22 protein-coding genes, 1 tRNA gene and 2 pseudogenes are annotated in these 25,650 nt (G+C 62.7%); 13 read left to right on the forward strand and 12 right to left on the reverse strand.

The genetic code is table 11. From position 1 onward, the window contains the following. Window positions 1-14 precede the first annotated feature (14 nt). From ftsA to lpxC, 3 genes are all read left to right on the forward strand, one after another. Window positions 15-1,247, forward strand: coding sequence for a cell division protein FtsA (gene ftsA / locus PCO31110_RS14750; protein ID WP_010806905.1), 1,233 nt, complete (start codon window positions 15-17; stop codon window positions 1,245-1,247). A 104-nt stretch (window positions 1,248-1,351) separates the two neighbouring features. Further along, complete coding sequence (gene ftsZ / locus PCO31110_RS14755) at window positions 1,352-2,542, forward strand: cell division protein FtsZ (protein ID WP_010806904.1); 1,191 nt, start codon at window positions 1,352-1,354, stop codon at window positions 2,540-2,542. A 564-nt stretch (window positions 2,543-3,106) separates the two neighbouring features. Further along, window positions 3,107-4,021, forward strand: a complete 915-nt coding sequence (gene lpxC / locus PCO31110_RS14760) for a UDP-3-O-acyl-N-acetylglucosamine deacetylase (protein WP_010806903.1) — start codon at window positions 3,107-3,109, stop codon at window positions 4,019-4,021. Window positions 4,022-4,167: 146 nt separating this feature from the next. Here lpxC and PCO31110_RS14765 read toward each other — a convergent pair whose 3' ends face one another. Continuing rightward, window positions 4,168-4,635, reverse strand: coding sequence for a DciA family protein (locus PCO31110_RS14765; protein WP_010803916.1), 468 nt, complete (start codon window positions 4,633-4,635; stop codon window positions 4,168-4,170). Window positions 4,636-4,939: 304 nt separating this feature from the next. Between PCO31110_RS14765 and secA the strand changes: the two are divergent. From secA to PCO31110_RS14785, 5 genes and pseudogenes are all read left to right on the forward strand, one after another. Further along, window positions 4,940-7,544, forward strand: a pseudogene (gene secA, locus PCO31110_RS14770) (preprotein translocase subunit SecA); the annotation flags it as partial. Between the two features lie 104 nt (window positions 7,545-7,648). Then, window positions 7,649-7,738: pseudogene (locus PCO31110_RS26275) on the forward strand (SEC-C metal-binding domain-containing protein); the annotation flags it as partial. A 161-nt stretch (window positions 7,739-7,899) separates the two neighbouring features. Next, window positions 7,900-9,129 carry a bifunctional glutamate N-acetyltransferase/amino-acid acetyltransferase ArgJ gene (argJ, locus tag PCO31110_RS14775; protein ID WP_010803918.1) on the forward strand — a complete coding sequence of 410 codons (1,230 nt, stop codon included), beginning with the start codon at window positions 7,900-7,902 and terminating at the stop codon, window positions 9,127-9,129. A gap of 219 nt (window positions 9,130-9,348) precedes the next feature. Beyond that, entirely contained in the window at window positions 9,349-10,230 is an 882-nt protein-coding gene (locus tag PCO31110_RS14780) for an ATP-binding protein (RefSeq protein WP_010803919.1), read from the forward strand. Window positions 10,231-10,317: 87 nt separating this feature from the next. Beyond that, window positions 10,318-10,752 (forward strand): NUDIX domain-containing protein, encoded by a 435-nt coding sequence (locus tag PCO31110_RS14785; protein ID WP_150690766.1) that lies wholly within the window; start codon window positions 10,318-10,320, stop codon window positions 10,750-10,752. A gap of 121 nt (window positions 10,753-10,873) precedes the next feature. Here PCO31110_RS14785 and yacG read toward each other — a convergent pair whose 3' ends face one another. From yacG to ispB, 9 genes are all read right to left on the reverse strand, one after another. After that, window positions 10,874-11,068, reverse strand: coding sequence for a DNA gyrase inhibitor YacG (gene yacG / locus PCO31110_RS14790; RefSeq protein WP_010803921.1), 195 nt, complete (start codon window positions 11,066-11,068; stop codon window positions 10,874-10,876). Window positions 11,069-11,072: 4 nt separating this feature from the next. Further along, the gene (zapD, locus tag PCO31110_RS14795; RefSeq protein WP_010803922.1) at window positions 11,073-11,828 is read right to left on the reverse strand and encodes a cell division protein ZapD; all 756 of its coding nucleotides are present in this window, start codon (window positions 11,826-11,828) and stop codon (window positions 11,073-11,075) included. Window positions 11,829-11,970: 142 nt separating this feature from the next. Then, a complete protein-coding gene (coaE, locus tag PCO31110_RS14800; protein ID WP_150690767.1) occupies window positions 11,971-12,585 on the reverse strand; it encodes a dephospho-CoA kinase in 615 nt (204 codons plus the stop codon). Then, a complete protein-coding gene (locus tag PCO31110_RS14805) occupies window positions 12,582-13,424 on the reverse strand; it encodes a prepilin peptidase (protein ID WP_010803924.1) in 843 nt (280 codons plus the stop codon). Before PCO31110_RS14805 ends, coaE begins: the two co-directional genes overlap by 4 nt. Beyond that, window positions 13,421-14,641 (reverse strand): type II secretion system F family protein, encoded by a 1,221-nt coding sequence (locus tag PCO31110_RS14810; RefSeq protein WP_150690768.1) that lies wholly within the window; start codon window positions 14,639-14,641, stop codon window positions 13,421-13,423. The genes PCO31110_RS14805 and PCO31110_RS14810 overlap by 4 nt, the downstream gene beginning before the upstream one ends. Window positions 14,642-14,758: 117 nt before the next feature. After that, window positions 14,759-15,985 carry a GspE/PulE family protein gene (locus PCO31110_RS14815; protein WP_246189853.1) on the reverse strand — a complete coding sequence of 409 codons (1,227 nt, stop codon included), beginning with the start codon at window positions 15,983-15,985 and terminating at the stop codon, window positions 14,759-14,761. Between the two features lie 113 nt (window positions 15,986-16,098). After that, window positions 16,099-17,388: an HlyC/CorC family transporter gene (locus PCO31110_RS14820; protein ID WP_150690769.1), complete on the reverse strand. Its 1,290-nt coding sequence runs from the start codon at window positions 17,386-17,388 to the stop codon at window positions 16,099-16,101. A gap of 250 nt (window positions 17,389-17,638) precedes the next feature. Then, window positions 17,639-17,715: transfer RNA gene (locus tag PCO31110_RS14825), tRNA-Pro, on the reverse strand. Between the two features lie 22 nt (window positions 17,716-17,737). Then, complete coding sequence (ispB, locus tag PCO31110_RS14830; protein WP_036664345.1) at window positions 17,738-18,718, reverse strand: octaprenyl diphosphate synthase; 981 nt, start codon at window positions 18,716-18,718, stop codon at window positions 17,738-17,740. Window positions 18,719-18,994: 276 nt separating this feature from the next. Here ispB and rplU point away from each other — a divergent pair, with 276 nt between their 5' ends. The 4 genes from rplU to proB all read left to right on the forward strand — a co-directional run bounded on the left by rplU (window position 18,995) and on the right by proB (window position 22,187). Next, window positions 18,995-19,306 (forward strand): 50S ribosomal protein L21, encoded by a 312-nt coding sequence (gene rplU, locus PCO31110_RS14835; RefSeq protein ID WP_010803930.1) that lies wholly within the window; start codon window positions 18,995-18,997, stop codon window positions 19,304-19,306. Between the two features lie 28 nt (window positions 19,307-19,334). Continuing rightward, window positions 19,335-19,595, forward strand: a complete 261-nt coding sequence (gene rpmA, locus PCO31110_RS14840) for a 50S ribosomal protein L27 (RefSeq protein ID WP_010803931.1) — start codon at window positions 19,335-19,337, stop codon at window positions 19,593-19,595. 150 nt (window positions 19,596-19,745) lie between these two features. Continuing rightward, window positions 19,746-20,885 carry an Obg family GTPase CgtA gene (gene cgtA / locus PCO31110_RS14845; RefSeq protein ID WP_150690770.1) on the forward strand — a complete coding sequence of 380 codons (1,140 nt, stop codon included), beginning with the start codon at window positions 19,746-19,748 and terminating at the stop codon, window positions 20,883-20,885. Between the two features lie 168 nt (window positions 20,886-21,053). Further along, on the forward strand, window positions 21,054-22,187 hold the full coding sequence (gene proB, locus PCO31110_RS14850; RefSeq protein ID WP_150690771.1) for a glutamate 5-kinase: 1,134 nt from the start codon (window positions 21,054-21,056) through the stop codon (window positions 22,185-22,187). Between the two features lie 114 nt (window positions 22,188-22,301). Here proB and PCO31110_RS14855 read toward each other — a convergent pair whose 3' ends face one another. Together PCO31110_RS14855 and PCO31110_RS14860 are read right to left on the reverse strand one after the other, a co-directional pair. Continuing rightward, window positions 22,302-22,787 (reverse strand): CNP1-like family protein, encoded by a 486-nt coding sequence (locus PCO31110_RS14855; RefSeq protein ID WP_174979582.1) that lies wholly within the window; start codon window positions 22,785-22,787, stop codon window positions 22,302-22,304. 228 nt (window positions 22,788-23,015) lie between these two features. Next, the gene (locus PCO31110_RS14860) at window positions 23,016-23,663 is read right to left on the reverse strand and encodes an RNA pyrophosphohydrolase (protein ID WP_010803935.1); all 648 of its coding nucleotides are present in this window, start codon (window positions 23,661-23,663) and stop codon (window positions 23,016-23,018) included. A gap of 212 nt (window positions 23,664-23,875) precedes the next feature. On the opposite strand from PCO31110_RS14860, the gene PCO31110_RS14865 reads away from it, so the two are divergent. Further along, window positions 23,876-25,615 carry a proline--tRNA ligase gene (locus PCO31110_RS14865; RefSeq protein ID WP_010803936.1) on the forward strand — a complete coding sequence of 580 codons (1,740 nt, stop codon included), beginning with the start codon at window positions 23,876-23,878 and terminating at the stop codon, window positions 25,613-25,615. Window positions 25,616-25,650 lie beyond the last annotated feature (35 nt).

Genomic DNA, 25,650 nt, shown 5'->3' on the forward strand with positions numbered 1-25,650 from the left:
GACTTACACACGCTATGAGCAAAGATTACAAGGATCTGTTGGTCGCCCTCGATATCGGCACGTCGAAAGTCGTGGCGGTGGTGGCCGAACTGCGCCCTGAAGGCCGGTATGAAGTGATCGGCCTTGGCCAGAGCGAGTCGCGGGGCCTGAAAAAAGGCGTCGTGGTGAACATCGAGGCCACCGTGCAGTCGATTCAGCGCGCGCTCGAAGAAGCGGAGCTGATGGCCGACTGCAAGATCACCAATGTGTTCACGGGCATCGCCGGTAGCCACATCCGCAGCTTCAATTCGAGCGGCATGGTGGCCATCAAGGACAAGGAGGTGACGCAGGCCGATGTGGCGCGCGTCATCGAGACGGCCAAGGCGATCAACATTCCGACCGATCAGCAGGTGCTGCACATCCTCACGCAGGAATTCATCATCGACGGTCAGGAAGACGTGCGCGAGCCGATCGGCATGAGCGGCATCCGTCTCGAAGTGAAGGTGCACATCGTGACCGGCGCCGTCTCGGCCGCGCAGAACATCGTGAAGTGCGTGCGCCGTTGCGGCCTTGAAGTCAACGATCTGATTCTGCAACCGCTGGCGTCGAGCATTTCGGTGCTTACGGAAGACGAGAAGGAACTCGGCGTAGTGCTGATCGACATCGGCGGCGGCACGACGGATATCGCGATCTTCAGCGAAGGCGCGATTCGTCACACGGCGGTGATTCCGATTGCCGGCGATCAGATCACGAGCGATATCGCGATGGCCGTGCGCACGCCGACGCCGGATGCGGAAGACATCAAGATTCAGCACGGCATCGCCAAGCAGTCGCTGGCTGACCCCGACGAGATGATCGAAGTGCCGGGGCTGGGCGAGCGCGGTCCGCGCACGCTCTCGCGTCAGGCGTTGGCGGCGGTGATCGAGCCGCGCGTCGAAGAGCTGTTCTCGCTCGTGCAGCAGGTGGTGCGCGAGTCGGGTTACGAAGAATTGCTGTCCTCGGGCATCGTGCTCACCGGCGGCGCGGCAATGATGCCGGGCATGGTCGAGCTGGGCGAGGACATCTTCCTCAAGCCGGTGCGCATCGGCGTGCCGGAGTACGCAGGCGGTCTGGCCGATGTGGTGCGCAGTCCGCGCTACGCGACGGCGATGGGGCTGCTGCTCGAAGGACGTTCCCAGCGCATGCGCGGCCGCAAGGTCGCCGTGCAGTCGGGGCAAGCGAATCAAGTCTGGACGCGCATGCGCGACTGGTTCTTCAGCAATTTTTGAGGTGTTTTTGAGGGGCGCGGATTCGGCATTGAAAACACGCGAGGCTTACCCGAGCCACACGTGACCCGCAGTACCGGATCTGCTTTTAATTCACTGGAGGCGCTATGAACTTTGAAATGTTGGAAACGGAAACCAACGGCACCATCATCAAGGTGGTGGGTGTTGGTGGCGCTGGCGGCAATGCCGTCCAGCACATGATCAACCGTGGTGTGCAAGGCGTGGAATTCATCGCCATGAACACCGACGCTCAGGCGCTGGGCCGCTCGCAGGCCAGCGTTACCATTCAGCTCGGCAAGACCGGTCTGGGTGCTGGCGCCAAGCCGGAAATGGGCCACGCCGCGGCTGAAGAAGCCCGCGAGCGCGTCGCCGACGCCCTGCGTGGCGCGCACATGGTGTTCATCACCGCCGGTATGGGCGGCGGCACGGGCACGGGCGCGGCACCGGTCGTGGCGCAGATTGCCAAGGAAATGGGCATTCTGACCGTGGGCGTGGTCTCGAAGCCGTTCGAGTTCGAAGGTGGCAAGCGTATGCGTGTGGCCGAGACGGGCGCGCAGGAACTGGAAGACAACGTCGACTCGCTGATCGTTGTGCTCAATGACAAGCTGTTCGAAGTCATGGGCGACGACGCCGAGATGGACAAGTGCTTCCAGTGCGCCGACGACGTGCTGCATAACGCCGTAGCCGGCATCGCCGAAATCATCAACGTCGACGGCTTGGTGAACGTCGACTTTGAAGACGTGAAGACGGTGATGGGCGAGCAAGGCAAGGCGATGATGGGCACGGCAACCGTTGCCGGTGTCGATCGTGCGCGTCTGGCTGCCGAGCAAGCCGTGGCGAGCCCGTTGCTCGAAGGCGTGGACCTGTCGGGTGCCCGTGGCGTGCTGGTCAACATCACGGCATCGCGTTCGCTGCGTCTGTCGGAAACGCGTGAAGTGATGAACACCATCAAGAGCTACGCCGCCGAAGACGCGACCGTGATTTTCGGTACCGTCTACGACGACAAGATGGGCGATGCATTGCGCGTGACCGTCGTGGCAACCGGCCTGGGCCGTGCGGTTGCGAAGAAGGCCGCTGCACCGATGACGCTGCTCAAGACCGGTACCGACAACATGCCGATCGCGACCGGCCATGTGCCGAACGTTGGTCAGGCGGGCGGTACGGATTACGGCGCGCTCGATACGCCGGCCGTGTGGCGCAGCACGCGCGAGACCGCAGCTTCGCACGTTGCCGCGTTGCAGGAAAAGGGTGTCGACACGTACGACATTCCGGCCTTCCTGCGCAAGCAAGCCGACTGACAGGGTTGCGCGCGGGCCGGGTGCCAGTGCCTGGCGCCGCCGCACCTTGGGAATCGCGAGACCTACGCAGGTCGTCGTGAGGATTCGCCGTCGCCCCATCTACCATGCCAAGTGGCGTGGGGAAGGCGCGCCGCAATGCGAGTCCGAATGGCGATACGGCAAGGTTGTGATCGCGGGAAATGCCTTGTGGCTGCGACAACCAGAGTCGCAATAGGCGTCAACGCATCGCAGATAACGAACGTTACGGGTAAGCGTTTGTGATCCCGGACCCGGTCTCGCGGATCTGTCCCCCGACCGCTGCGGCATGCCTCCGTCGCGGCGGCCGGGGTGCCCCGAAAGTGCATGACGTCCGGCGTGTGGCCAGACGGCGACGCACAAAATGATGGAACGGCAGAACGACGCAATGACCTATTTCGTAACGCGAGATGGGCGGCGGACATACCGATGAGGCAAAATTCGGAATGTTTAGTAACGAAGCGTTGTGTTTGTGGCACAGCGATGAAGGCATCGATCTGATATAATTGCATCTATGATCATTAGCGGCTGATAGCTTTAATAAATAGCATGCTCAAGCAGCGCACACTCAAATCCATCGCCAAGACAGTCGGCATCGGCTTGCACTCCGGTCGCAAGGTCGAGTTGTCGTTGCGTCCGGCACCGCCCAACACGGGTATCGTTTTCTGTCGCACCGATCTGAATCCTCCTGTGGAGATTCCGGCGTCGGCGATGGCGATCGGCGACACGCGTCTGGCGTCGGTGTTGCAGAAGGATGGTGCGCGGGTGTCCACTGTGGAACACCTGATGTCGGCATGCGCGGGGCTGGGCATCGACAATCTGTATGTCGACGTGACGGCCGAAGAAATTCCGATCATGGATGGCAGTGCAGCGACGTTCGTCTTCCTGATTCAGTCGGCAGGCATCGAAGAGCAGGCTGCCGCCAAGAAGTTCATCCGTGTGACGAAGCCGGTCGAGATTCGCGAAGGCGACAAGTTCGCCCGTCTCGAGCCGTACGACGGTTTCAAGCTCAAGTTCACTATCGATTTCCGCCACCCGGCCGTGGATCGCACCGGCCAGGCGCTCGAAATCGATTTTGCCGAGACGTCCTACGCGAAGGAAATTGCGCGCGCCCGTACGTTTGGCTTCGCGCATGAAGTCGAGATGCTGCGCGAACTGGGCCTGGCGCGCGGGGGCAGCATGGACAACGCCATCGTGCTCGACGAATACCGCATCCTGAACAACGACGGCCTGCGCTACGACGACGAGTTCGTGAAGCACAAGATGCTCGACGCGATCGGCGATCTGTACGTCATTGGTCACCCGTTGCTCGCCTCATACACCGCATACAAGTCGGGACACGGTCTGAACAACCAGTTGCTGCGCGAGGTTCTCGCACAAGACGCCTACGAAATCGTCACGTTCGAGCACGCCGAAGACGCTCCGCGCGGCTTCCAGTTCGATCCGCAAACGCAGTTCGCGTAAATCGCGCAAATGGCGGCACGCTGCCGCATGGATGTAACAAAACGAAAGCGTCGGGTTCCCGGCGCTTTTTTATTTGACGCGCAATAAATATCGGCGTTGTGCCAACGATGAGATTCATCGGGACATGAAAGTCGCGATGGCGCCTCTTACGGCTTGCGCGACCCGCCGTATGAATGACGGGCGACGAGACGGGCGAGGGCGTCGCGCAGCGGCGAGGGCTCCAGTGCGTCGCGCAGGTCTCGCAGACTGACGAGCCCTTGCCGAGGCAGCCGGGCCTCCTTGGGCGGCTTCTGGGGTTCGGGGGCGGCGATGCTGACCCGGATCCGGATCGTACGAATCAGCCAGCCGCGTTTGGCGAGGCCGTCAATCAATGACGGCGTCTGCTGGCGCAGACGTGCGGCCAGCGCATTGTTGGCGACGAGAAAGACCAGCGCTCCCTCGCGCGGCGGTGTGACCTTCACACTGGCGGTAAGCGCGGGGGGCAGCAACGCATGAACGTCCCGCTCCAGCCGGCCCAACTGTTCGGCGGCGACCAGCAGCGAACCGGCGCCGTCGGATGCGGACAGGAGGGTAGTCAGGGGGCGGGCGACGCGATTTGCTTTGGGTCGTTTCATATGATGAGACAGATGTCGCCGCATATTTTACCTCGCCATCGGGCGTCACCTCTGCCCGGCCCGTGAAATCACCGGATTGCCGGCGTTGGGTACCGCCGGGACGTGTAACCGCAGCATGCTAGAATCCATTTTTCAGTACAGGTATCGAACCGGAGTGAGGCCAGCGTGCCAAACACCGGTGACCCGCAGCGCGCAGGCGCATCGGGCGGTTGGCATTTCCGGGGCATGGCGCCGGAGTGCGTGCTCCACCCGATGACAGGCTGTGCGATTGCGATCGACATTTGCCGCCCTAACCAGTGATCCGATGATTCCCGGTCTTCTCAAAAAAGTATTTGGCAGCCGCAACCAGCGGCTCATCAAGCAGTACCAGAAAACCGTCACGGCGATTAACGCCCTCGAGCCGCAGATCGCCGAACTGAGCGATGAGCAACTGCGCGGCAAGACCGAGGAATTCAAGCAACGCATCGCCCAGGGGGCGACCATAGATTCGTTGCTCGTCGAAGCCTTTGCGGTGTGCCGTGAAGCCGGCAAGCGCGTTCTCAAAATGCGCCACTTCGATGTCCAGTTGATCGGTGGCATGGTGCTGCACTTCGGCAAGATCGCCGAAATGCGCACGGGTGAAGGCAAGACGCTCGTTGCGACGCTGCCCGCCTATCTGAATGCACTCTCGGGCCAGGGTGTGCACGTGGTGACCGTCAACGATTATCTGGCGCAGCGCGACGCCGAGTGGATGGCGCGTCTGTACAACTTCCTGGGCCTGTCGGTGGGTATCAACCTGTCGCAGATGCCGCACGATCAGAAGCAGACGGCTTACGCGGCCGACATCACGTACGGCACGAACAACGAGTTCGGCTTCGATTACCTGCGCGATAACATGGTCTACGAGACCGAGCAGCGCGTGCAGCGTACGCTCAACTACGCCATCGTCGACGAAGTGGACTCGATCCTGATCGACGAGGCGCGTACGCCGCTCATCATCTCCGGCCAAGCCGAGGATCACACCGAACTGTACGTGAAGATGGATCGCCTGCCCGCGATGCTCGAGCGTCAGATCGGTGAAGAGAAGTCGGACGGCACGGGCGTCGAAGTGCCGGGCGACTACACGCTCGACGAGAAGGCGCGTCAAGTGTTCTTGACCGAGCGCGGCCACGAGAAGGCCGAGCAACTGCTCGCCGAGTGGGGCATGATCGCCGAGGGCGACAGCCTCTACGCGCCGCAGAACATCACGCTCATGCATCACGTCTATGCCGCACTGCGCGCGCACACGCTGTTCCACAAGGACCAGCACTACGTGGTGCAAAACGACGAGATCGTCATCGTCGACGAATTCACCGGCCGACTGATGGCTGGCCGCCGCTGGTCGGAAGGTTTGCATCAGGCGGTGGAAGCGAAGGAGCGCGTCTCGATCCAGCACGAGAACCAGACGCTCGCCTCGATTACCTTCCAGAATTACTTCCGCATGTACGCCAAGCTCTCGGGCATGACGGGTACGGCGGATACCGAAGCGTTTGAATTCAACGAAATCTACCGTCTCGAGACGGTGGTGATCCCGACGAACCGTCCTCCCAAGCGGATCGACCGTCAGGACCAGATTTACAAGACGGCCAAGGAGAAGTACGACGCCGTCATCAAGGACATTCGCGATTGCGTGGAGCGTGGCCAGCCGGTGCTGGTAGGCACGACGTCGATCGAAACGTCCGAATACCTCTCGCAGTTGCTCACGCGTGAAAAGCTGCCGCATCAGGTGCTCAACGCGAAGCAGCACGAGCGCGAAGCCGAGATCGTGGCGCAGGCGGGCCGTCCGGGCGTGATTACTATCGCCACGAACATGGCCGGTCGCGGTACCGACATCGTGCTGGGCGGTAACGTCGAGAAGCAATCGAGCTTCATCGAAGTGGATGCCGCGCTGTCCGACGCCGACAAGGCCGCTCGCATCAAGCAATTGCAGGACGAGTGGCAAGGTCTGCACGAGCAGGTGAAAACCGCTGGCGGCCTGCACATCATCGGCACCGAGCGCCACGAATCGCGTCGTATCGACAATCAATTGCGCGGCCGTTCGGGCCGTCAGGGCGATCCGGGTTCGTCGCGCTTCTATCTCTCGCTGGAAGATCCGCTGCTGCGCATTTTCGCGGGTGACCGCGTGCGCGCGATCATGGATCGTCTGAAGATGCCGGAAGGCGAAGCCATCGAAGCGGGCATCGTCACGCGCTCGATCGAGTCGGCGCAACGCAAGGTGGAAGCGCGTAACTTCGACGTGCGTAAGCAACTGCTGGAGTATGACGACGTTGCCAACGATCAGCGCAAGGTGATCTACCAGCAGCGTAACGAATTGCTCGAAGCGAATGACGTCTCGGAAACCATCGCGGGCATGCGTCAGAGCGTGTTCGAGGATCTGGCGCGCACCTACGTGCCGGTGGGCACCGTGGAAGAGCAGTGGGATCTGAAGGGGCTGGAGACGACGCTGCGCGAAGAGTGGCAGCTCGACTTGCCGCTGCAGTCGCGCATCGAAGGTGCGGACGAGATCGACGACGAGGATATCGTCAAGGAAGTGATGGACGCGGCCGAAGCGTCCTACAACGCCAAGGTCGAACTGGTGGGACGCGAGTCGTTCTCCGGTTTCGAACGCTCGGTCATGCTTCAGAGTGTGGATTCGAACTGGCGTGAGCATCTGGCGGCGCTGGATCACCTGCGTCAGGGCATCCATCTGCGCGGCTATGCGCAGAAGAATCCGAAGCAGGAATACAAACGCGAAGCGTTCGAACTGTTCGCTCAGTTGCTCGAGACCATCAAGCTGGAGGTCACGCGCGTCATCATGAACGTGCGTATTCAGTCGCAAGAAGAGCTTGAGCAGGCAACCGAGTCGCTCGACGACAGTACCGGCGGTCTGATCAACATCGAGTTCAAGCACGACGAACTCGAGACCGTGGGCGGCGAAGGCGAGATCGACGAGGACGCCGGTCGTCCGGTGGTCGCGGCACTCGCTCACGCGGCGAGCGCCGCCGCGGCGGTCGATGGCGAGTTGTTGCCGAAGGTCGGCCGCAACGATCCGTGCCCGTGCGGCAGCGGTAAGAAATTCAAGCACTGCCACGGCAAACTGTCTTAAGATGTGAACCGATCGACGCGGCGCCGACTCAATCGGCGCCGCGTCGTTTATAGCGCCGGGTTTTCAACCGGCCGCACCGATCAACCGCCGCCCCGGCGGAGTGTCGTGCCGACATCGCCAGGGCGGGAGCTGCAACCCTTACCTCTCGCGGGCGAACCCTAATGGCCGTCAATTTCCCCTCGATCGAAGCCTCCCAACTGCGCGCCATTCCCGGCGTCGAGCTGGGCTGGGCCGAAGCCAATATCCGTAAGCCGAACCGCAAGGACGTGCTGGTCATGCGACTGGCCGCCGGTAGCACGGTCTCCGGCGTTTTCACGTTGAATCGCTTTTGCGCCGCGCCGGTGACGGTGTGTAAAGAGCACCTGGCCGCGCATGCAGGTATTCGCGCGCTCGTCGTCAACACGGGGAATGCCAACGCCGGTACCGGCGAGCCGGGCATGGCCGCTACGCGTGCGACGTGCAACGCACTGGCTGAGTTGCTGTCGGTCGCGCCGAACCAGATTCTGCCGTTCTCGACGGGCGTGATTCTCGAGCCGCTGCCGGTCGACCGCCTGGTTGCCGGTCTGCCGCAGGCCATCGCCAATCTGGCGCCTGCGCATTGGTACGAGGCGGCCCAATCGATCATGACGACCGACACGCTGCCGAAGGCCGCGTCACGCGAAATTCTGATCGACGGCAAGTCCATCGTCCTCACGGGTATCAGCAAGGGCGCCGGCATGATCAAGCCGAACATGGCAACCATGCTCGGTTTCGTCGGCACCAACGCGCGCGTGGCGCAACCGGTGCTCGATGCGCTCGTGAAGTACGTCGCGGACCGTTCGTTCAACGCCATCACGATCGATGGCGATACGTCGACCAACGACTCGTTCATCGTCGCGGCTACGGGCCAGACCGACCTGCCGGAAATTGCCAGCACGGACACCCCGGCCTTTGCCGCATTCCGCGATGCCCTGCTGTCGATCTCGCAGGAACTGGCACAACTCATCGTGCGCGACGGCGAGGGGGCGACCAAGTTCATCACCGTGAAGGTCGAAGGGGGGCGTGACGTGGCCGAGTGCCGTCAGATCGCCTATGCTATCGGCCATTCGCCGCTGGTGAAGACCGCGTTTTTCGCATCCGATCCGAATCTGGGCCGTATCCTGGCCGCGATCGGCTATGCCGGCGTGGACGACCTCGACGTCAGCAAGATCGACCTTTATCTGGACGACGTGCTGGTCGCCCGCGCGGGTGGCCGCAACGCCGACTACCGCGAGGAAGATGGCCAACGCGTGATGAAGCAAAGCGAGATCACGGTACGTGTAGTGCTCGGCCGCGGCGACGCTGCCACGACCTTGTGGACGTGCGACCTTTCGCACGACTACGTGAGCATCAACGCAGATTACCGTTCCTGAGCCCTGACGCGACGGCCGCGCACCTCCCAACCGGGGGCGTGGGCCGTCGGCGCAGAGGGCCGATGCCGGACCGGCATCGGCCACGCGCCGGCAGACGTGACCAGCAGTGTCGGCGCGTCGCCGGCAGGTGGCAAAAGCACCGTGGCGCAAAGCGAAGGGAAACCATAACAGACGAAGCATCGACACAGGCGCCCATCAGCGGCGCGGGGATTTCGAAGCATGGACAAACTGGAGCAATTCCTGACGCGCGCGGAAGGCGTGCTGGCTCGGTTGGAGGCGATGTTGCCCCCGGCCGCCCCCGAGATCAACTGGAGCGCCGCGATGGCGTTTCGTTGGCGCAAGAAGCAGGGGCGTGGCTTCCTGCAACCGGTGGCGCACGTATCCGAGATTACGCTGGGCGATCTGCAGAACATCGAGCGCCAGAAGGGGCTGATCGAGCAGAATACGCGCCAGTTCGTGCGCGGTGAGCCCGCCAACAACGTGCTGCTCACCGGTGCGCGCGGCACGGGCAAGTCGTCGCTGATCAAGGCATGCCTGAACCAATACGCCTCGGAAGGCCTGCGTCTGATCGAAGTCGACAAGGACGATCTGGTCGATCTGGGCGATATCGTCGACCTGATTTCGCAGCGTCCCGAGCGTTTCGTGGTGTTTTGCGACGACCTGTCGTTCGAAGACGGTGAGTCGGGCTACAAGGCGCTGAAAGTCGCGCTCGATGGCTCGGTTGCCGCGCAGTCGGACAATGTGCTGATCTACGCCACGTCGAACCGCCGTCACCTGTTGCCCGAGTACATGAAGGACAACGAGAGCTATCGCCACACCGAAGACGGTGAGATTCATCCGGGCGAAGTGATCGAGGAAAAGATCTCGCTGTCAGAGCGTTTCGGGCTGTGGGTGAGCTTCTACCCATTCAAGCAAGATGACTATCTGACGATTGTCAGCCACTGGCTGCAGCACTTCGGTGTGCCGGCCGGCGAGACGGAGAGTGCGCGTCACGACGCGCTGATCTGGGCGCTGGAGCGTGGTTCGCGTTCAGGCCGCGTGGCGTTTCAGTTTGCCCGCGATTGGGCGGGCAAACAGCGTGGTGCGTCGCACGCATCGTAACGATCCGGCAAACGGGTGGGGGGCGTGCCAAAGGGCCGCACCCGTCCGATTGCCAGTCAGGAAATTCCGCAGGCATTGTGCAGTGATATGAGAGACTCGAAACGATTTGCGCCCGATGGGCGTCCCGTCACGGAAGTGGCCGTTGGTGTGATGGTGCGCCCGGATGGCTCGGTGCTCCTCGGGCAGCGTCCTGCGGGGAAGCCGTATGCGGGCTACTGGGAATTCCCGGGAGGCAAGCTCGAAGCGGGCGAGTCGGTGGCTGCGGCGCTGGCGCGCGAACTGCATGAGGAACTCGGCGTGACGGTGCAGCGTTGCGCGCCGTGGCGCGTTCTCGAACACGATTACCCGCATGCGTATGTCCGTCTACATTTCTGCAAGGTGACGGCATGGCAGGGGGAGCCCCACGGCAAGGAAGGTCAGGCGCTGGCGTGGGAGCGCCCGCCGGTGAGCGTTGAGCCGCTGCTACCGGCCGCGCTACCGCCGTTGACGTGGCTCGCCGAGGAATTGGCGGCGAAATTATAACGAGGACGGGCGTTGCCGGCGGGCCGGCGACGAGAGGCGCTTCCAGAAATGAAAAAAGGCATCCGTGAGGGTGCCTTTTTCATTAGGTTCGACGGATTTCGCTTCCGAGTGACCGTCCGGTTTAACGCTGTGTCGGATCGAGCGGTGCGTCCTGCGACGGATCGTCCGGCGATTCGGCGGGGATCGTGTACTTCTCGGCCGCCCAGGCACCCATGTCGATCTGCTTGCAACGCTCGGAGCAGAACGGGCGGAACTTGGCCTGCGGTCCCCATACCACCTTCTTGCCGCAGGTCGGACAGTTAATGACCGTCGTCATGGTCTTAAAGATTGCAGAGCGTCAGCAGGAACGGCACGTCGCTGTCGACGGGACGCGGCTTCAGATCGCCGTCCTGCGTCGTGAAGCGCACCCACAGCATGTACTTGTTGGCGCTGGCTTCGGGAATGACGCGCAGATCGGCCGCGACACGCACTTGCATGAGCTGATAGACGCGTCCGGTCAGCATTTGCTGATAGCTGCCTTGCTGTGCCATCGCCTTGCTGGCGTGGCCAGACTCGCGAGCGAGGCCCAGCACGATGCCAATGGCCTCACGCAGCGGAAGCAGCGGGCCGATCCATTTGTCGATGTCGTGACGGCGCTGTTCTGCGTCATTGTGACGCCACGCGTAATACGACGGCAGATCGAAACGGCACGTGCCACCTGGGATCACCGAGCGGCTACGGATGCTTGCAAGCCATTCGTTGTCGTTCAGGTGCTGGCCGGGTTTGCCGGGAATCTGGTTGAGGTTCGCGATCGCCAGCTCGACTTCGCCGATGAACTGCTCGAGCGCGTCGGAGGCGATATCGGGATTGCCGCGATAGGTATGAAGCGTTTGACGCTGCCGGTCGAGTTCCTTGACCAGATCGTTCTTCAGGTCGGTGCGCCCGGCGATGTCGGCAATCTCGAACATCGTGATCAGCGCCGCATGGTGATCGAGCGGCTGATCCTGTCCGACGAAAAAGGCAAAGCGCCCGAACAGCTCTTCTAGCCGAAGCAGCGTGCGAATGCGTTCGTTGAGCGGATATTCGTACAGGATCAAGCGCGTTGGCCCAAGAGAGTTGGCGCTTTTCAGCGTAATGGCGACATTCTAATGCCGGAATCTGTCGGGGTGCAACGCGAGTGGGCGCTCAATCGAAGGCGATGTGCGTCAGTTACGCAGGAAACGCGGCCGCCAACGTCGATTAATTGCCCTCCACCTGCGCCGCGAGCTTCAGATAAGCCGCATGCAAACGGTCGACCTGTGGCGCCAGCGGTGCGTGCTGAACATCGTTGTCGATGACGTCGTCGGCCGCAGTGAGCCGTTGCGCGCGGGTGGCCTGCCGCGCCATGATCGCCTGCACCTGCTCACGTGTGAAGCGGTTACGGGACATCACTCGCGCGATCTGCGTTTCCTCGGTGCAGTCGACGACGAGCACCCGCTGTACCCGCTCGCGCCACGTACCGGACTCCACAAGCAGCGGTACGACGAAAATCAGATATGGCCCTTCTGCCTCGGCGGCGGCACGCTCACACTCAGTGCGAATCAGCGGATGGGTAATCGCCTCTAAACGCGCTCTTGCCGCGTCGTCGGTGAAGACCGCCTCGCGCATGCGTGCGCGGTCGAGCGAGCCGTCCGGGGCGACAAAGGCGTCGCCGAACTCGCGCCGGATCGCGGGCATGGCGGCGCCCCCCGGTGCCGTGATGCTGTGCGCGATGGCGTCGGTGTCGATGATGGCGATGCCATGGGTGGCGAACAGATTGGCGACGGTCGTCTTGCCGCTGCCGATGCCGCCGGTCAGGCCGATGGCGTAAGTCATGGAGTTCCTCCGATCCAGATCATCAGACCGTTGCCGCAGAACAGCGTAGCGATGCCCGCCGCTGCGAGAAAAGCGCCGAACGGAAACATCTGGTCGCCACGCAGGCGTCTGGCGATCCATGCGCCGCCGGCCACAACGATCGCCAGCAGGCAAGCGAGCGTGAGGATTTGCAATAACGCCGTCCAGCCGAACCACGCACCCAGCGCCGCATAGAGTTTGAAGTCGCCGAAACCCATGCCTTCGCGGCGACGCAGCCACCAGTACACCCAATACAACGCCCACAGGCTCATGTAGCCCGCGGCGGCGCCAACGACCGCCGCAGGCAGTGCGGCGAACCAGTGACCGAGGTTGCAGAGCAGTCCGGCCCAGAGCAAGGGCAGCGTCAGCATGTCGGGCAGGAGTTGTGTGTCGTAGTCGATGTAGGCGAGCGCGATCAGTGTCCAGACAAGCCCGAGTGCACCGATACTCTGCCAGGTCGGGCCGAAGCGCCAACTGATCGCGGCACTGAGCACGCTGCTTAGTAGCGATAGCTGCCAGCGGCGTGACGGGGCAGTATCAAGTCGCGCGAGGTGTGGCGAGGCGAGAGAACCCGCCCGCGTCATCGCGGCAGACGGCAGGGCGGCCGGATGCGAGGGGGCGTGAAGCGGTGGGGTGCCGGTTGCATCGGTGGCCTGCATCTCTTCGAGCCAAGCCTGTTCGACGGCGAGCGGCACGCGCCGCACGACGACATCGAGGCCGAGCCCGGCGACGATGCCCAACGCCGCGAACAGCAAAAGGCGCCAGTGAGGTTCCAGTTGCGCTAGCCAGTCGACAAGAAGCAGTTCTGCGTCACCGTTCATGCGACACCGTATCCGAGTTGAAACATCGGCAGGTACATGGCGAGGACCATGCCACCGATCAGCAGTCCAAGAAACGTAATCATCATGGGTTCCAGCGTCGCGCAGGCACTGACCAGCGCATGCGAGGCCTCTTCGTCGAGCAGGCCGGCGGCCTGGTTGAGCATGCGCCCGAGTGTACCCGATTCCTCCCCAATCACGACCAGTTGAGCGATCACCAGCGGCCAACGCGTGTGGGCTTCGAGCGAGCTTGCGAGTCGTGCGCCGCGGGCAACCGCCCGATGCACGTCGTGTGCCGCTTGCTGCATGACGAGGTTGCCGCATGCGCTCGCGGCGGCGTCCATCGCATCGGGCAGCGCGACGCCTGCGTCGACCAGTGTGCCGAGGGTTCTGGCCCACCTCGCGGCGCTCATCATGCGAATGATCCGGCCAGCGCCCGGTAGCCGCAATATCAGACGATCCCGTAGCCGCCGTATGCGCGCGCTGCGACGCCATGCCGCCGTGACGACTAACCCCGTCGCGCCGAGACCGGCCAGCAGCCACGGCCCGTTGGTCAGCGAGGCGCGTGACATGTCGATGAGCCACCGGGTGAGGGGCGGCAACGGCACGCCGCCACCGGCGGCGCTGGCGAATAGCCGCTCGAACTCCGGGATCACCCATTGCAGCAGCGCGATCACGACGGTGACGGCAACCACCAGTACCGTCGACGGATAGGCAAGCGCACGCTGGAGCTTTTCCTTGACGGCTCGTGTGTGGTCGTATTGCGCGCTAAGCCGCGCCAGCGTCGGGCCAAGTTGACCGCTCAATTCTCCGGCGGCGATCAGTTGACAGTCGACGCTGCTAAATCGGCGGCTGGTTCGTGCCATGGCTTGCGCTAACGGATGCCCTTGCGCGACGTCCGACCCGACGGCAGAGGCCAGCCGTTTGAGCCCTCGTGTATGGGCGCCGCGTGCGAGCACATCGAGTGCGGCCGTGAGTGGCACGCCCGTACCCAGTAACGTGGCAAGACGCCGGACGAGGTCGGTGGCGTCTGCCGCGCCGACTCGCCCCGCCGGCGTGTGTCTGCGGCCCGCACGGATATGCGTGATGGTCAGACGCTGGTCGCGAAGCATCAGGCGCGCAACAGCTTCACCGGGAGCAATCACTTCTCCGCGGCAACGCCGCCCATCGGCATCCGTACCTTGCCATTGCCAGCGGCGGGAGTGCGTCATCGATGGCATGGCCTATTCCTCTTCGAAAAGGTGAGCGGCCGAGATCGATGCACTTCCATTGAACGCCGGCGCGTTGTGCATGACGAGGCAGGCGGTGCGTGGTGCCACGCATGTTGCGAGCGTGAGTCAGGCAGGCGTTGTCGCATCGACATCCTCCTCGCGGACCGTGCCTGCTGAGGCATGCCAGAGTCCGGCTTCGCGCAATGTCATAACGCCTTCGCTTCGGGCTTGTGCCGCAAGTTCATGTGGGCTACGGCCCTGCGCAATGTTGATCGCCTGTGTCGCGCTGATCGGCATTACCTGAAAGGCACCGATGCGCCCGGCAAAGCCGGTGCCATGACAGCGCATGCAGCGATGTCCGGGCGGTGCTGTGCCTTCGGATGCAGTACCGGGTTCGCAACCCGCCGGGCAGCGTCTTCGGAGCAACCGCTGTGCGCTGATGACCAGCAGCGTCGACGAAAGATTGAATGGCGCAACCCCGAGGTCGAATAGCCGGGCGAGTGTGCTGGGCGCGTCGTTCGCGTGAACGGTCGCGAAGACGAGGTGCCCGGTCTGTGCTGCCTGCACGGCGATCTCGGCGGTTTGCGGATCGCGGATTTCGCCAACGACGAGCACGTCCGGGTCCTGCCGCAGAAACGCGCGCAGAGCCGTTGCAAAGTCGAGCCCGGCACGTTCGTTGAGATTGACCTGCGTGATACCCGGCAAGCGAATTTCCACCGGGTCTTCGATGGTGACGATGTTGCGCGACGTGTCGTTGAGCCGCCGCAGGCAACTGTAGAGCGAGACCGTCTTGCCGCTGCCCGTCGGGCCGGTTAGCAGAATCATGCCGTGCGGTTGAGCGATCGCGCGGGCGAGTGCAAGGTACTGCTTCGGTGTGTACCCGAGACCTTCCAGCGAGAGCGGGACCTTCGCGCCGTCGAGCAAGCGCACAACCACCTTTTCGCCGTGCAGCGTCGGCAGCGCGCTGACGCGGCACTCGACCGGTTCGCCCGCTTCGCGCCACACCATACGTCCGTCCTGAGGCAGACGCTTCTGTGCAATATCCAGATTGGCGAGCACCTTGATACGCGAGACGAGCATGTCGCGCCACGGCATGGGCACGTCGCGGTGCTCTTGCAGAACGCCATCGATGCGCAGCCGAATGCGAAAGCGTTGCGCCATCGGTTCGAAATGCACGTCGGACGCACCTGTCCGAATGGCTTCACTCAGCATCTGCTCGAGGAACTGTAACGGCGTAGCAGCGCTGCGTGACGTGGTGAGTGGTGCGGTGAGCGGCCCGGCAGTGACCGGCACAGTCGCGTGGCTATCGACTGTGCGCGCCGCGTCTGCGGATTCGGATGCGTGAAATGACATGACAGGGTTTGGCGAGGACTGGGTGAAGCTTCAGTCTCGTCAAAACCCTGGGGAGGCTCAATCGGAATTGCCCGAAAAATGGGGCGATGTCACTGGCAGTGAGCGAGTGCGGCTCAATCGTGCGGCGAGCGTGTGGCCGGCTTGAACAGACGCACCATCTTGATGGCCTGATTGTCGATTTGCACGATTTCCATGCGCACACCGCCGATTTCCAAGCTGACGGCGGCTTCGGGAATCTCGCGTAGCACTTCCAGGATCAGACCGTTGAGGGTCTTCGGGCCGTCGGTCGGCAGATGCAGATTCAAGCGCCGGTTCAGATCGCGCAGTCCCACGCCGCCGCTGACCATGCAATCGTCGTTCGTCGTCCAGCCTGAGCGACTGCCGCCCGTGCCAGGCACACTCGTCGTGAATTCGCCGATGAGTTCTTCGATGATGTCCTCGGTGGTGACCAGCCCTTCGACTTCGCCGTATTCGTTGACGACCAGCCCTACGCGCCGGTGGTTCTCCTGGAAGTACTGCAACTGGCGCAGCGCCGGCGTATCGCTCGGGATGAAGTACGGGTCGACGAGCAGCGCGCGCAAGGTGTCGACGGTGAGGTCGTCGGGGTGTCGTAGCGCGGCAAGCGTGCGACGTACCGGAAGAATGCCGACGATGCGATCGATGTCGCCGTCATAGACCGGCAGCTTGTTGTGATAGCACGTCTCGAGTTGCGTGAGGATCGTGTCGAGCGGCGCCGAGATGTCGAGCGCCTCGATGCGCGCGCGCGGCACCATCACGTCGTCAATGGTGATGTTCTCGAGATCGAGCAAATTGAGCAGCACGCTGCGCGGCTTGGTCGGCATGTAATTGCCGGCCTCGAGCACGATGGTGCGCAATTCTTCCGTGGTGAGGCGAGCTTCGTTTGCTGCACGGCGCGTATCGATGTGCAGCACGCGCAGCATGCCGCGCACGAAGCCGTTGAGCACCCAGACGAGCGGCGTGGCCACTTTCACGATCGGCTTGAGCAGCGTGCTGGCCGGTAACGCGATGCGCTCGGGATACGTAGCCCCTACGATCTTCGGGCCGATCTCGGCGAAGATGATGATAAGCAGCGCAATGAGTGCGGTCGCGATCGACAGCGTGACGGCGTCGTTACCGAAATAGCGCACCGCAATCGATGTGGTGAGCACCGGCACGACGGTATTGATGACGTTGTTGCCGACGAGAATCGTGGAGAGCAGCGCTTCAGTGCGCGAGAGCAGGCCCTGAGTGGCCTGGGCGCCGTGGACGTTCATCCGTACCAGATGCTTCAGGCGATGGCGGTTGAGTGCCATCATGCTCGTCTCGGAAATGGAAAAGAATCCCGAGCAGACGATCAGGAGGGCGACGGCGCAAATCTGCGCCCATAAGGGCAAGGCTTCCAAGCGTTTGGGCGCGCGAATGGCGCGTGGGGTGGCAATGAGTCGCCACTATAGCAGAGGGGATGAGGCACCCGTCATATGGGCTGGGGGCGCATGATGCGCCAGATCGAATGCGACGGACTGCATGACATTCGAGCCCGCTTCGCCAGGACGGCACGGTGCGAACCGTACGGACAACAAATGCGGCGGACATAAAAAAACCGCCGGACACGTCCGGCGGTTTTTTTGCTTTGCTTGAGAGCAAAGTAAATCCTGGTCGGGGTGAGAGGATTCGAACCTCCGGCCTCTACGTCCCGAACGTAGCGCTCTACCAGGCTAAGCTACACCCCGCTTCGATACTGCTGCTTCGCCGTTAAGTGCGTCGCGCTATCGAGTAAGAACACAATTCTAGCAGGCTATTTTTATATTGGGAAGAGGGGAGTGCAGAAATTGTTTGCGCTGCCGCATCCGCCTCTTCTTTCGCGCGTGCGAGCGTGTAGTCGAGTGCGCCCGTGCGCGTGATTGCCGCGAGGATCGGCTCGAACTTGTCGGTGCCGCCATTCTCGATGGCTTCGCGCACGAGGGCGCGCTCTTCATCCGTGCCGTGTTGCAGCACATGAATGAGCGGCAGCGTCGGCTTGCCCTCGCGCAGGTCGTCGCCCGCGTTCTTGCCCATCGCGTCGGTGTCGCCTGCGTAATCGAGCCAATCGTCCATCAACTGGAACGCCGTCCCCAGACGGCCGCCGTATTCACGCACGGCGGCTTCGGTCTGCGCGTCGGCATTGGCGAGCACGGCAGCGAGTTGCGTGGCCGCTTCGAACAGCGTGGCCGTCTTGTATTGGATGACTTGCAGGTAGCGCGCTTCGTCAACGTCCGGGTCATGCATGTTCAGCAACTGCAGCACTTCGCCTTCGGCGATCACGTTGGTTGCGCGCGCAAGAATCTGCATCACACGCATGTTGTCCACGCTCACCATCATTTCGAAGGAGCGCGAATACAGGAAGTCGCCCACGAGCACCGACGCCGCATTGCCGAACAGCGCGTTGGCGGTCTGTTTGCCGCGGCGCAGGTCGGATTCGTCGACGACATCGTCGTGAAGCAGCGTTGAGGTGTGAATGAACTCGATGACCGCGGCCAGTTCGAAGCGGTGCGGCGAACTCACGCCGAGCGCGCCGGCGACGAGCAGCAGCAATGCCGGACGCAGCCGTTTGCCGCCCGAATTGATGATGTATTCCGAGATCTGATTGATCAGGACCACCTCGGAGGCCAGCCGGTGGCGGATAAGCTGGTCGACGGCACGCATGTCGTCGGCGATGGCGGCCAGTACGTTCTGGGGAGAAGTCGAAGCAGTCAAGACAAGGCTCGGGTGAGGAAAAATTCGCCCCAAATTATATAGTGCGCGGGGCGACTTTCGGGGACCAGCCCCGCGTAAAGGCTGGTTTCACGGAAGTCTTTGACTCAAAAGGAGAAAGTCTGTATAATTCCCGGTTTTCGTGCGCGCATTCGTTGCGTCAGGTCCGAAAATACTTCGGTATGACGGTCCGCAGCGGTGTGATCGGCCGGTAAGTCGAGTCCTTTTGGGGCCCTCGGCCGGCGCGGAAATTCTCTTGTTTATGAGTGAGGTTCAACAATGTACGCGGTCATAAAAACCGGCGGTAAGCAATATAAAGTTGCTGCTGGCGAAAAGCTCAAAGTAGAACAGATACCGGCTGACATTGGCGCTGAAATCACCATCGACCAGGTTCTCGCCGTTGGCGAGGGCGAATCGATTAAGTTCGGTGCGCCGTTGGTCAGTGGGGCTTCCGTCAAGGCTACCGTTATCGCCCAAGGTCGTCACCCCAAGGTGAAGATTTTCAAGATGCGCCGTCGCAAGCACTACCAAAAGCGTCAAGGCCATCGCCAAAACTACACCGAGCTGCGCATCGACAGCATCAACGGCTAATCGATCGAGCTAGGTAAGGAGTTAAGTCATGGCACACAAAAAAGCAGGCGGATCGTCCCGTAACGGCCGCGATTCTGAGTCGAAGCGCCTCGGCGTGAAGGTGTACGGCGGTCAGGCAATCCTGGCTGGCGGCATCATCGTTCGCCAACGTGGTACTCGTATGCATGCCGGCGAAAACGTCGGTATCGGTAAGGACCACACGCTGTTTGCACTGGCCGACGGCCACGTGCAGTTCGCCGTCAAGGGCGCAGCGAAGAAGCAAGTGGTTAGCGTGGTGCCGGCAGCGTAAGCTAAGCCTTTTGCCACCAAAAGGCTCCGCTCTCATGCGGAGCCTTTTTTGTTTGTCCCGCCTGTGCGCCGCAAGCATCGCGCGCCCGGCCGGATCATTGAACAGTATTTGGATCGTCTGCGGACGGTCGATTGAGCGGAACGAACCCACATGAAATTCATTGACGCAGCGCGTATCGAGGTGATCGCCGGGAATGGCGGCAATGGCTCGGCATCGATGCGCCGTGAGAAGTTCGTGCCGTTCGGTGGACCTGACGGCGGCGACGGCGGTCGCGGCGGCAGTGTGTATGCCGTGGCGGATCGCAACATCAACACCCTGATCGATTACCGTTATTCGAAGAAGCATCTGGCGAAGCACGGCGAATCCGGTCGCGGCGCAGATTGCTACGGCAAAGGCGGCGAGGACATTTTCCTGCGCATGCCGGTCGGCACCATCATCAGCGATATGGAAACCGGCGAGACCATCGCCGACCTGACCGAACACGGTCAGGAAGTCGTGCTCGCGCAAGGCGGCGCAGGTGGTCTGGGCAACCTCCATTTCAAGTCGAGCACGAACCGTGCGCCGCGTCAGAAGACGGATGGCAAGCCCGGTGAGCGCCGTATGCTCCAGCTTGAGCTGAAGGTGCTCGCAGACGTCGGTCTGCTCGGCATGCCGAATGCAGGCAAGTCGACATTCATCGCATCGGTATCGAATGCACGTCCGAAGATTGCGGATTATCCGTTCACGACGTTGCACCCGAATCTGGGTGTCGTGCGCACCGCGCCGGGCAAGAGCTTCGTGATCGCCGATATTCCCGGCCTGATCGAAGGCGCTGCGGAAGGTGCGGGGCTGGGTCACCAGTTCCTGCGTCACTTGCAGCGCACCGGCCTGTTGCTCCATATCGTGGATATCGCACCGTTCGACGAAGGCGTCGACCCGGTGGTCGATGCACAGGCCATCGTTCTCGAATTGCAGAAGTACGACGAGGAGCTGTTCCAGAAGCCTCGCTGGCTGGTGCTCAACAAGGTCGACATGGTGCCCGAAGCGGAGCGTGCCGAACGCGTGGCCGACTTCAAGACGCGCTTCGGCTGGAGTGGCCCCACGTTCGAGATTTCCGCGCTGACGGGCGAAGGCTGCGAGAAATTGTGCCTGGCGGTGCAGGAATATCTTTACCAGCAACGTGGTGCCGTCGAAGAGGCGCTTGAAGATGCCGCATTGGACCCGCGTTTTCGCGCTGGCAGTGCCGCCCCGGCCGAGCCGGCAGCCGAGAACACGCCACAAACGCCCCCGGACGACGCGCCGAAGGCGTAAACTTCTCGTCACTCAAATGCGGGGTGCTGTCGCGCCAGATCGCGTCACCCCTCGTGAACCGGCTGCTGTAGCCATGTAAGGGAAGGGCGGTCCTACGTCACTTCCCGCCGCCTCCCGGCGACTGCAGCTGCCCGTCTTCCCAATATATCCGCAGGAGAATCCAGGTCCATGCGTTCGGTCATCGCCGATGCCAAGCGGCTTGTGGTGAAAGTGGGCTCCAGTCTCGTGACCAATGACGGTCGCGGTCTGGACGATGTTGCCATTGCGCGATGGGCGCAACAGATCGCCGCGCTGCGGCACGGTGGCGACGGACGTGCGCCAAAGCAGGTGGTGCTCGTCAGCTCGGGCGCCATTGCCGAGGGAATGCAGCGTCTGGGCTGGGCGCGCCGCCCGAAGGCCATCGATGAACTTCAGGCGGCGGCTGCCGTGGGCCAGATGGGGCTGGCGCAGGTCTACGAGACCCGCTTCGCCGAGCACGGCGTGCGAACCGCGCAGATTCTCCTCACGCATGCCGATCTGGCAGACCGCGAACGCTATCTGAATGCGCGGACGACCTTGCTGACGTTGTTGCGACTCGGCGTGGTGCCGATCATCAACGAGAACGACACGGTGGTGACCGACGAAATCAAGTTCGGCGACAACGACACGCTGGGCGCGCTCGTGACCAACTTGATCGACGGCGACGCGCTGGTCATCCTGACCGATCAATCCGGCCTGTACACAGCCGACCCGCGTAAGCATCCCGACGCCGAGTTCGTGCACGAGGCCGAAGCGGGGGACGAGCGTCTGGAAGCGATGGCCGGGGGTGCCGGGACCAACATCGGACGCGGCGGCATGTTGACCAAGATCCTTGCGGCCAAGCGCGCAGCCACGAGCGGCGCGCATACCGTGATCGCGTCGGGGCGCGAAGCCGACGTGCTCTTGCGTCTGGCTGGCGGCGAAGCGATCGGCACGCAATTGGTCGCCCGTACGGCGGTGCTCACGGCACGCAAGCAGTGGATGGCCGACCATTTGCAAGTGCGCGGCCGTGTCGTGATCGATGCGGGCGCGTGCAAGAAGCTGGTGGAAGAGGGCAAGAGCTTGTTGCCGATCGGCGTGATCGACGTCGAAGGCACGTTTGCGCGCGGGGAGGTGATTGCCTGCATGGACGAAGCCGGTCACGAAGTCGCGCGGGGCCTGTCCAACTACAGTGCCTCCGAGACACGACTGATTCGCCGTCACCCGAGCAGCGATATCGAGCAGGTGCTGGGCTTTGCGAACGAGCCGGAATTGATTCATCGCGACAATCTGATTCTGCGCTGAGAGCTCCGGGGTGGGGGGAAGCCCCCTCGCATCGGACGTGAAAAACGCCGGCACGCAATGCGTGACCGGCGTTTTTTTCGATGAAGCGTGGCAGGTGAGACCCGCCTGCTGCGCTCAGCGGTAGGTCGGATTGGTCGTCGGGAAGCGCAAGCCCTGAACGATGGCCTTGGCGTTGCCTGCTGGCGTCTTGTCCTGGCAAAGATAATCGCGGTACAGAATGCCCTGATAGGCCGTCGAGCCATACGGCCGGATCGGGCGCCATTCGCTGTTGCGCGCCGGTATCCAGGTGCCGTCCGGTCGAGCCGTGGCATACAGACGCGATTCGAACGACGAGCAATGAATGCCTTCGTACGACACGTTACGCGCGCCTTGCTTGCTGCGAATCACCGCGATGTAGCGGACCACGCCGTCATCCGTCACCTGCACCGACTTCGCGTCGATGGCGTAGTCGAGCGTCGCGTTCGGCAAGGTGGGGAAGCTCACGAGGTCGGCGTCTTGCGGCGGCGTTGTCGGCAGAGCGTACTCCGCTTCCTTCCATTTGCCCTTGGCGGCTTCCTGCTGGGCGAGGTATTCGTCGAAATCCTGGACGGGTTGCGACATGCTGCTGCAGCCGGCAATCAGCGCCAGAGCGGCCAGAGGAGCCAGGGCGGCCAGGCGCGGGGCGCGGCGGGCAAAGAAAGGACGCATGAGATGTGGATGAGAAGTCGGTTGGACGGCGGATGAACGAAAGCGGGCAATCCGCGCGGCATCCCGGAGGACGCCAGGTCAAAAAAGGGCGCGGGCATGACGCCCGCGACCGATGATGGGACAAGCCGGCCGCGGCCTGGTTCAGTGCTCCCGGGGCGGCATGCCCGAGCTGGCGGTGTCGGCAGCTTCGCCGGGGCCGCCGCAGTTCTCGCTGTTGCACCTGTCGTCATGCGCGTCGGTGCCGCCGGGCGGCATGTCTTCGATCCGGGCGCCGGCGCGCGGAAACCGCCGCCGGTCATGCTGCGCGCGTGCGGCCGAGCGTCGCAGATAGCGCGATAGCTCGTTCAGGGCGAGCTGATACACCTCGCGCTTGAACTCGATGACTGCGTCGAGCGGCACCCAGTACTCGTTCCAACGCCAGGCGTCGAACTCGGGATGATCGGTGGCGCGCAGGCAGATGTCGCAATCGCGACCGACCATGCGCAGCAGGAACCAGATTTGCTTCTGGCCCCGGTAATGTCCGCGCACTTCGCGCTTGATGAATTTGTCCGGCACCTCATAACGCAGCCAGTCGCGTGTGCGACCGATGATTTTGACGTGTTCTGGCTTTAGCCCGGTTTCCTCGTGCAATTCTCGGAACATGGCCTGTTCAGGCGTTTCGCCGTACTTGATGCCGCCTTGCGGGAACTGCCAGGAGTGCTCGCCCAGCCGCTTGCCCCAGAACACTTCATTGCGTGCGTTTAAGAGGATGATGCCGACGTTCGGGCGAAAGCCTTCACGGTCAAGCATACAACCACCCTTGAATCCTTTAAAATTGCTTCGATTATAAACAGATAATCACCGGCGCGGCGGCCGGCGGCGGCTCGGGTGACCGGGGCGGCGTGTACGGCCGGCGGGTGTCTCAGGGGCTGCGACGACGTTTTGGCGCGCCCCGGCCTCGCTTCTGGTCACCGACCTGAGCGCTGTGCGCGCCGTTGACCCTCATTTTTCCGGAAATCTGCATGAAAGCTTCTCGTTTCTTCATCGGCACCCTCAAGGAAGCGCCCACCGACGCTGAAATCGTCAGCCACAAGCTGATGATGCGCGCCGGGATGATTCGCCGCGTCGCCGGCGGTATCTACGATTACCTGCCGATCGGCTTGCGCTCGATCCGCAAGGTCGAAGCCATCGTTCGTGAAGAAATGAACCGCGCAGGCGCGCTTGAACTGCTCATGCCGGCTGTGCAGCCGGCCGAATTGTGGCAGGAGTCGGGGCGCTGGGAGAAATACGGCCCGGAACTGCTGCGTCTGAAGGATCGCCACGGCCGCGAATTCGTCGTCGGCCCGACGCACGAGGAAGTCGTGACGGACATTGCCCGCCGCGAAATCAAGAGCTACCGCCAACTGCCGGTGAACTTCTATCAGGTGCAGGCGAAGTTCCGCGACGAGATCCGTCCGCGTTTCGGCGTGATGCGCGGTCGCGAATTCATCATGAAGGACGCCTACTCCTTCGATAAGGACCGCGCGGGCATGCAGGTGTCTTATCAGAAGATGTTCGACGCCTACGTTCGCATCTTCACGCGTCTGGGTCTGACGTTCCGCGCCGTGGTGGCCGACAACGGCTCCATTGGCGGCTCCGGTTCGCATGAATTCCATGTGATCGCCGACACCGGCGAAGACGCTATCGCCTACTGCCCGACGTCCGACTATGCAGCCAACGTCGAAATGGCCGAGGCGCTCGCGCCGCAGGGCGAGCGCGCCGCCCCTGCCGAGGCACTGACCAAGACCGCCACGCCGGGCAAGGCCAAGTGCGAAGCCGTCGCGGAATTGCTGTCGATCCCGCTGGCGCGCACGGTCAAGTCGATCGTGCTCGCTACCGACAGCGAAGACGCCGGCACCACCGTGTGGCTGCTCCTGCTGCGCGGCGACCATGAACTCAACGAGATCAAGGCGAGCAAGGTGCCGGGGCTGTCCGACTTCCGTTTCGCGAGCGAAGCCGAGATCGTCGAATGGTTCGGCACGCCGCCGGGCTATCTGGGCCCCCTCGGTACAAAGAAGCCGGTCAAGCTCGTGGTCGATCGCACGGTCGCGAAGATGAGCGACTTCGTGGTCGGCTCGAACGAGGTCGACTTCCACACTACCGGCGTGAACTGGGGCCGCGATCTGCCCGAGCCCGAAGTCGTGGCTGATCTGCGCAACGTCGTGCCGGGCGATCTCTCGCCGGACGGCAAGGGCGAGATCGCGCTGTGCCGGGGTATCGAAGTGGGCCACGTGTTCCAGTTGGGCACCAAGTACTCGGACGCCATGGGCGGCACCTTCCTCGACGAGACCGGCAAGCCGGCACCGATGGAGATGGGCTGCTACGGCATCGGCATCACGCGTATTCTCGGTGCGGCCATCGAGCAGAACTTCGACGATAAAGGCATCATCTGGCCGGAGTCGATCGCGCCGTTCGAAGTGGTGCTGTGCCCGATGGGCTACGACCGCAGCGACGCCGTGCGTGCTGCCACCGATAAGGTCTACGAAGCGCTGCTGGCGGCCGGCGTCGACGTGATTCTCGACGACCGTGGCGAGCGTCCCGGCGTGATGTTCGCCGAGTGGGAACTGATCGGCGTGCCGCATCGCGTGGTGATCGGCGACCGTGGCCTGAAGGAAGGCAAGATCGAGTATCAGGGCCGCCGCGACGCGCAAGCTCAGTTGCTCGACGCCGCCGTCGTGGCGGAAGTCGTCACAGGCAAGGTGCGCGCAGCCAAAGCGATCTGAGCGAGGAGCGCGCGGTGCGCCGGTGAACGTCTGCC

It is taken from the genome of Pandoraea communis (genome assembly GCF_902459745.1).
GTDB lineage: Bacteria > Pseudomonadota > Gammaproteobacteria > Burkholderiales > Burkholderiaceae > Pandoraea > Pandoraea communis.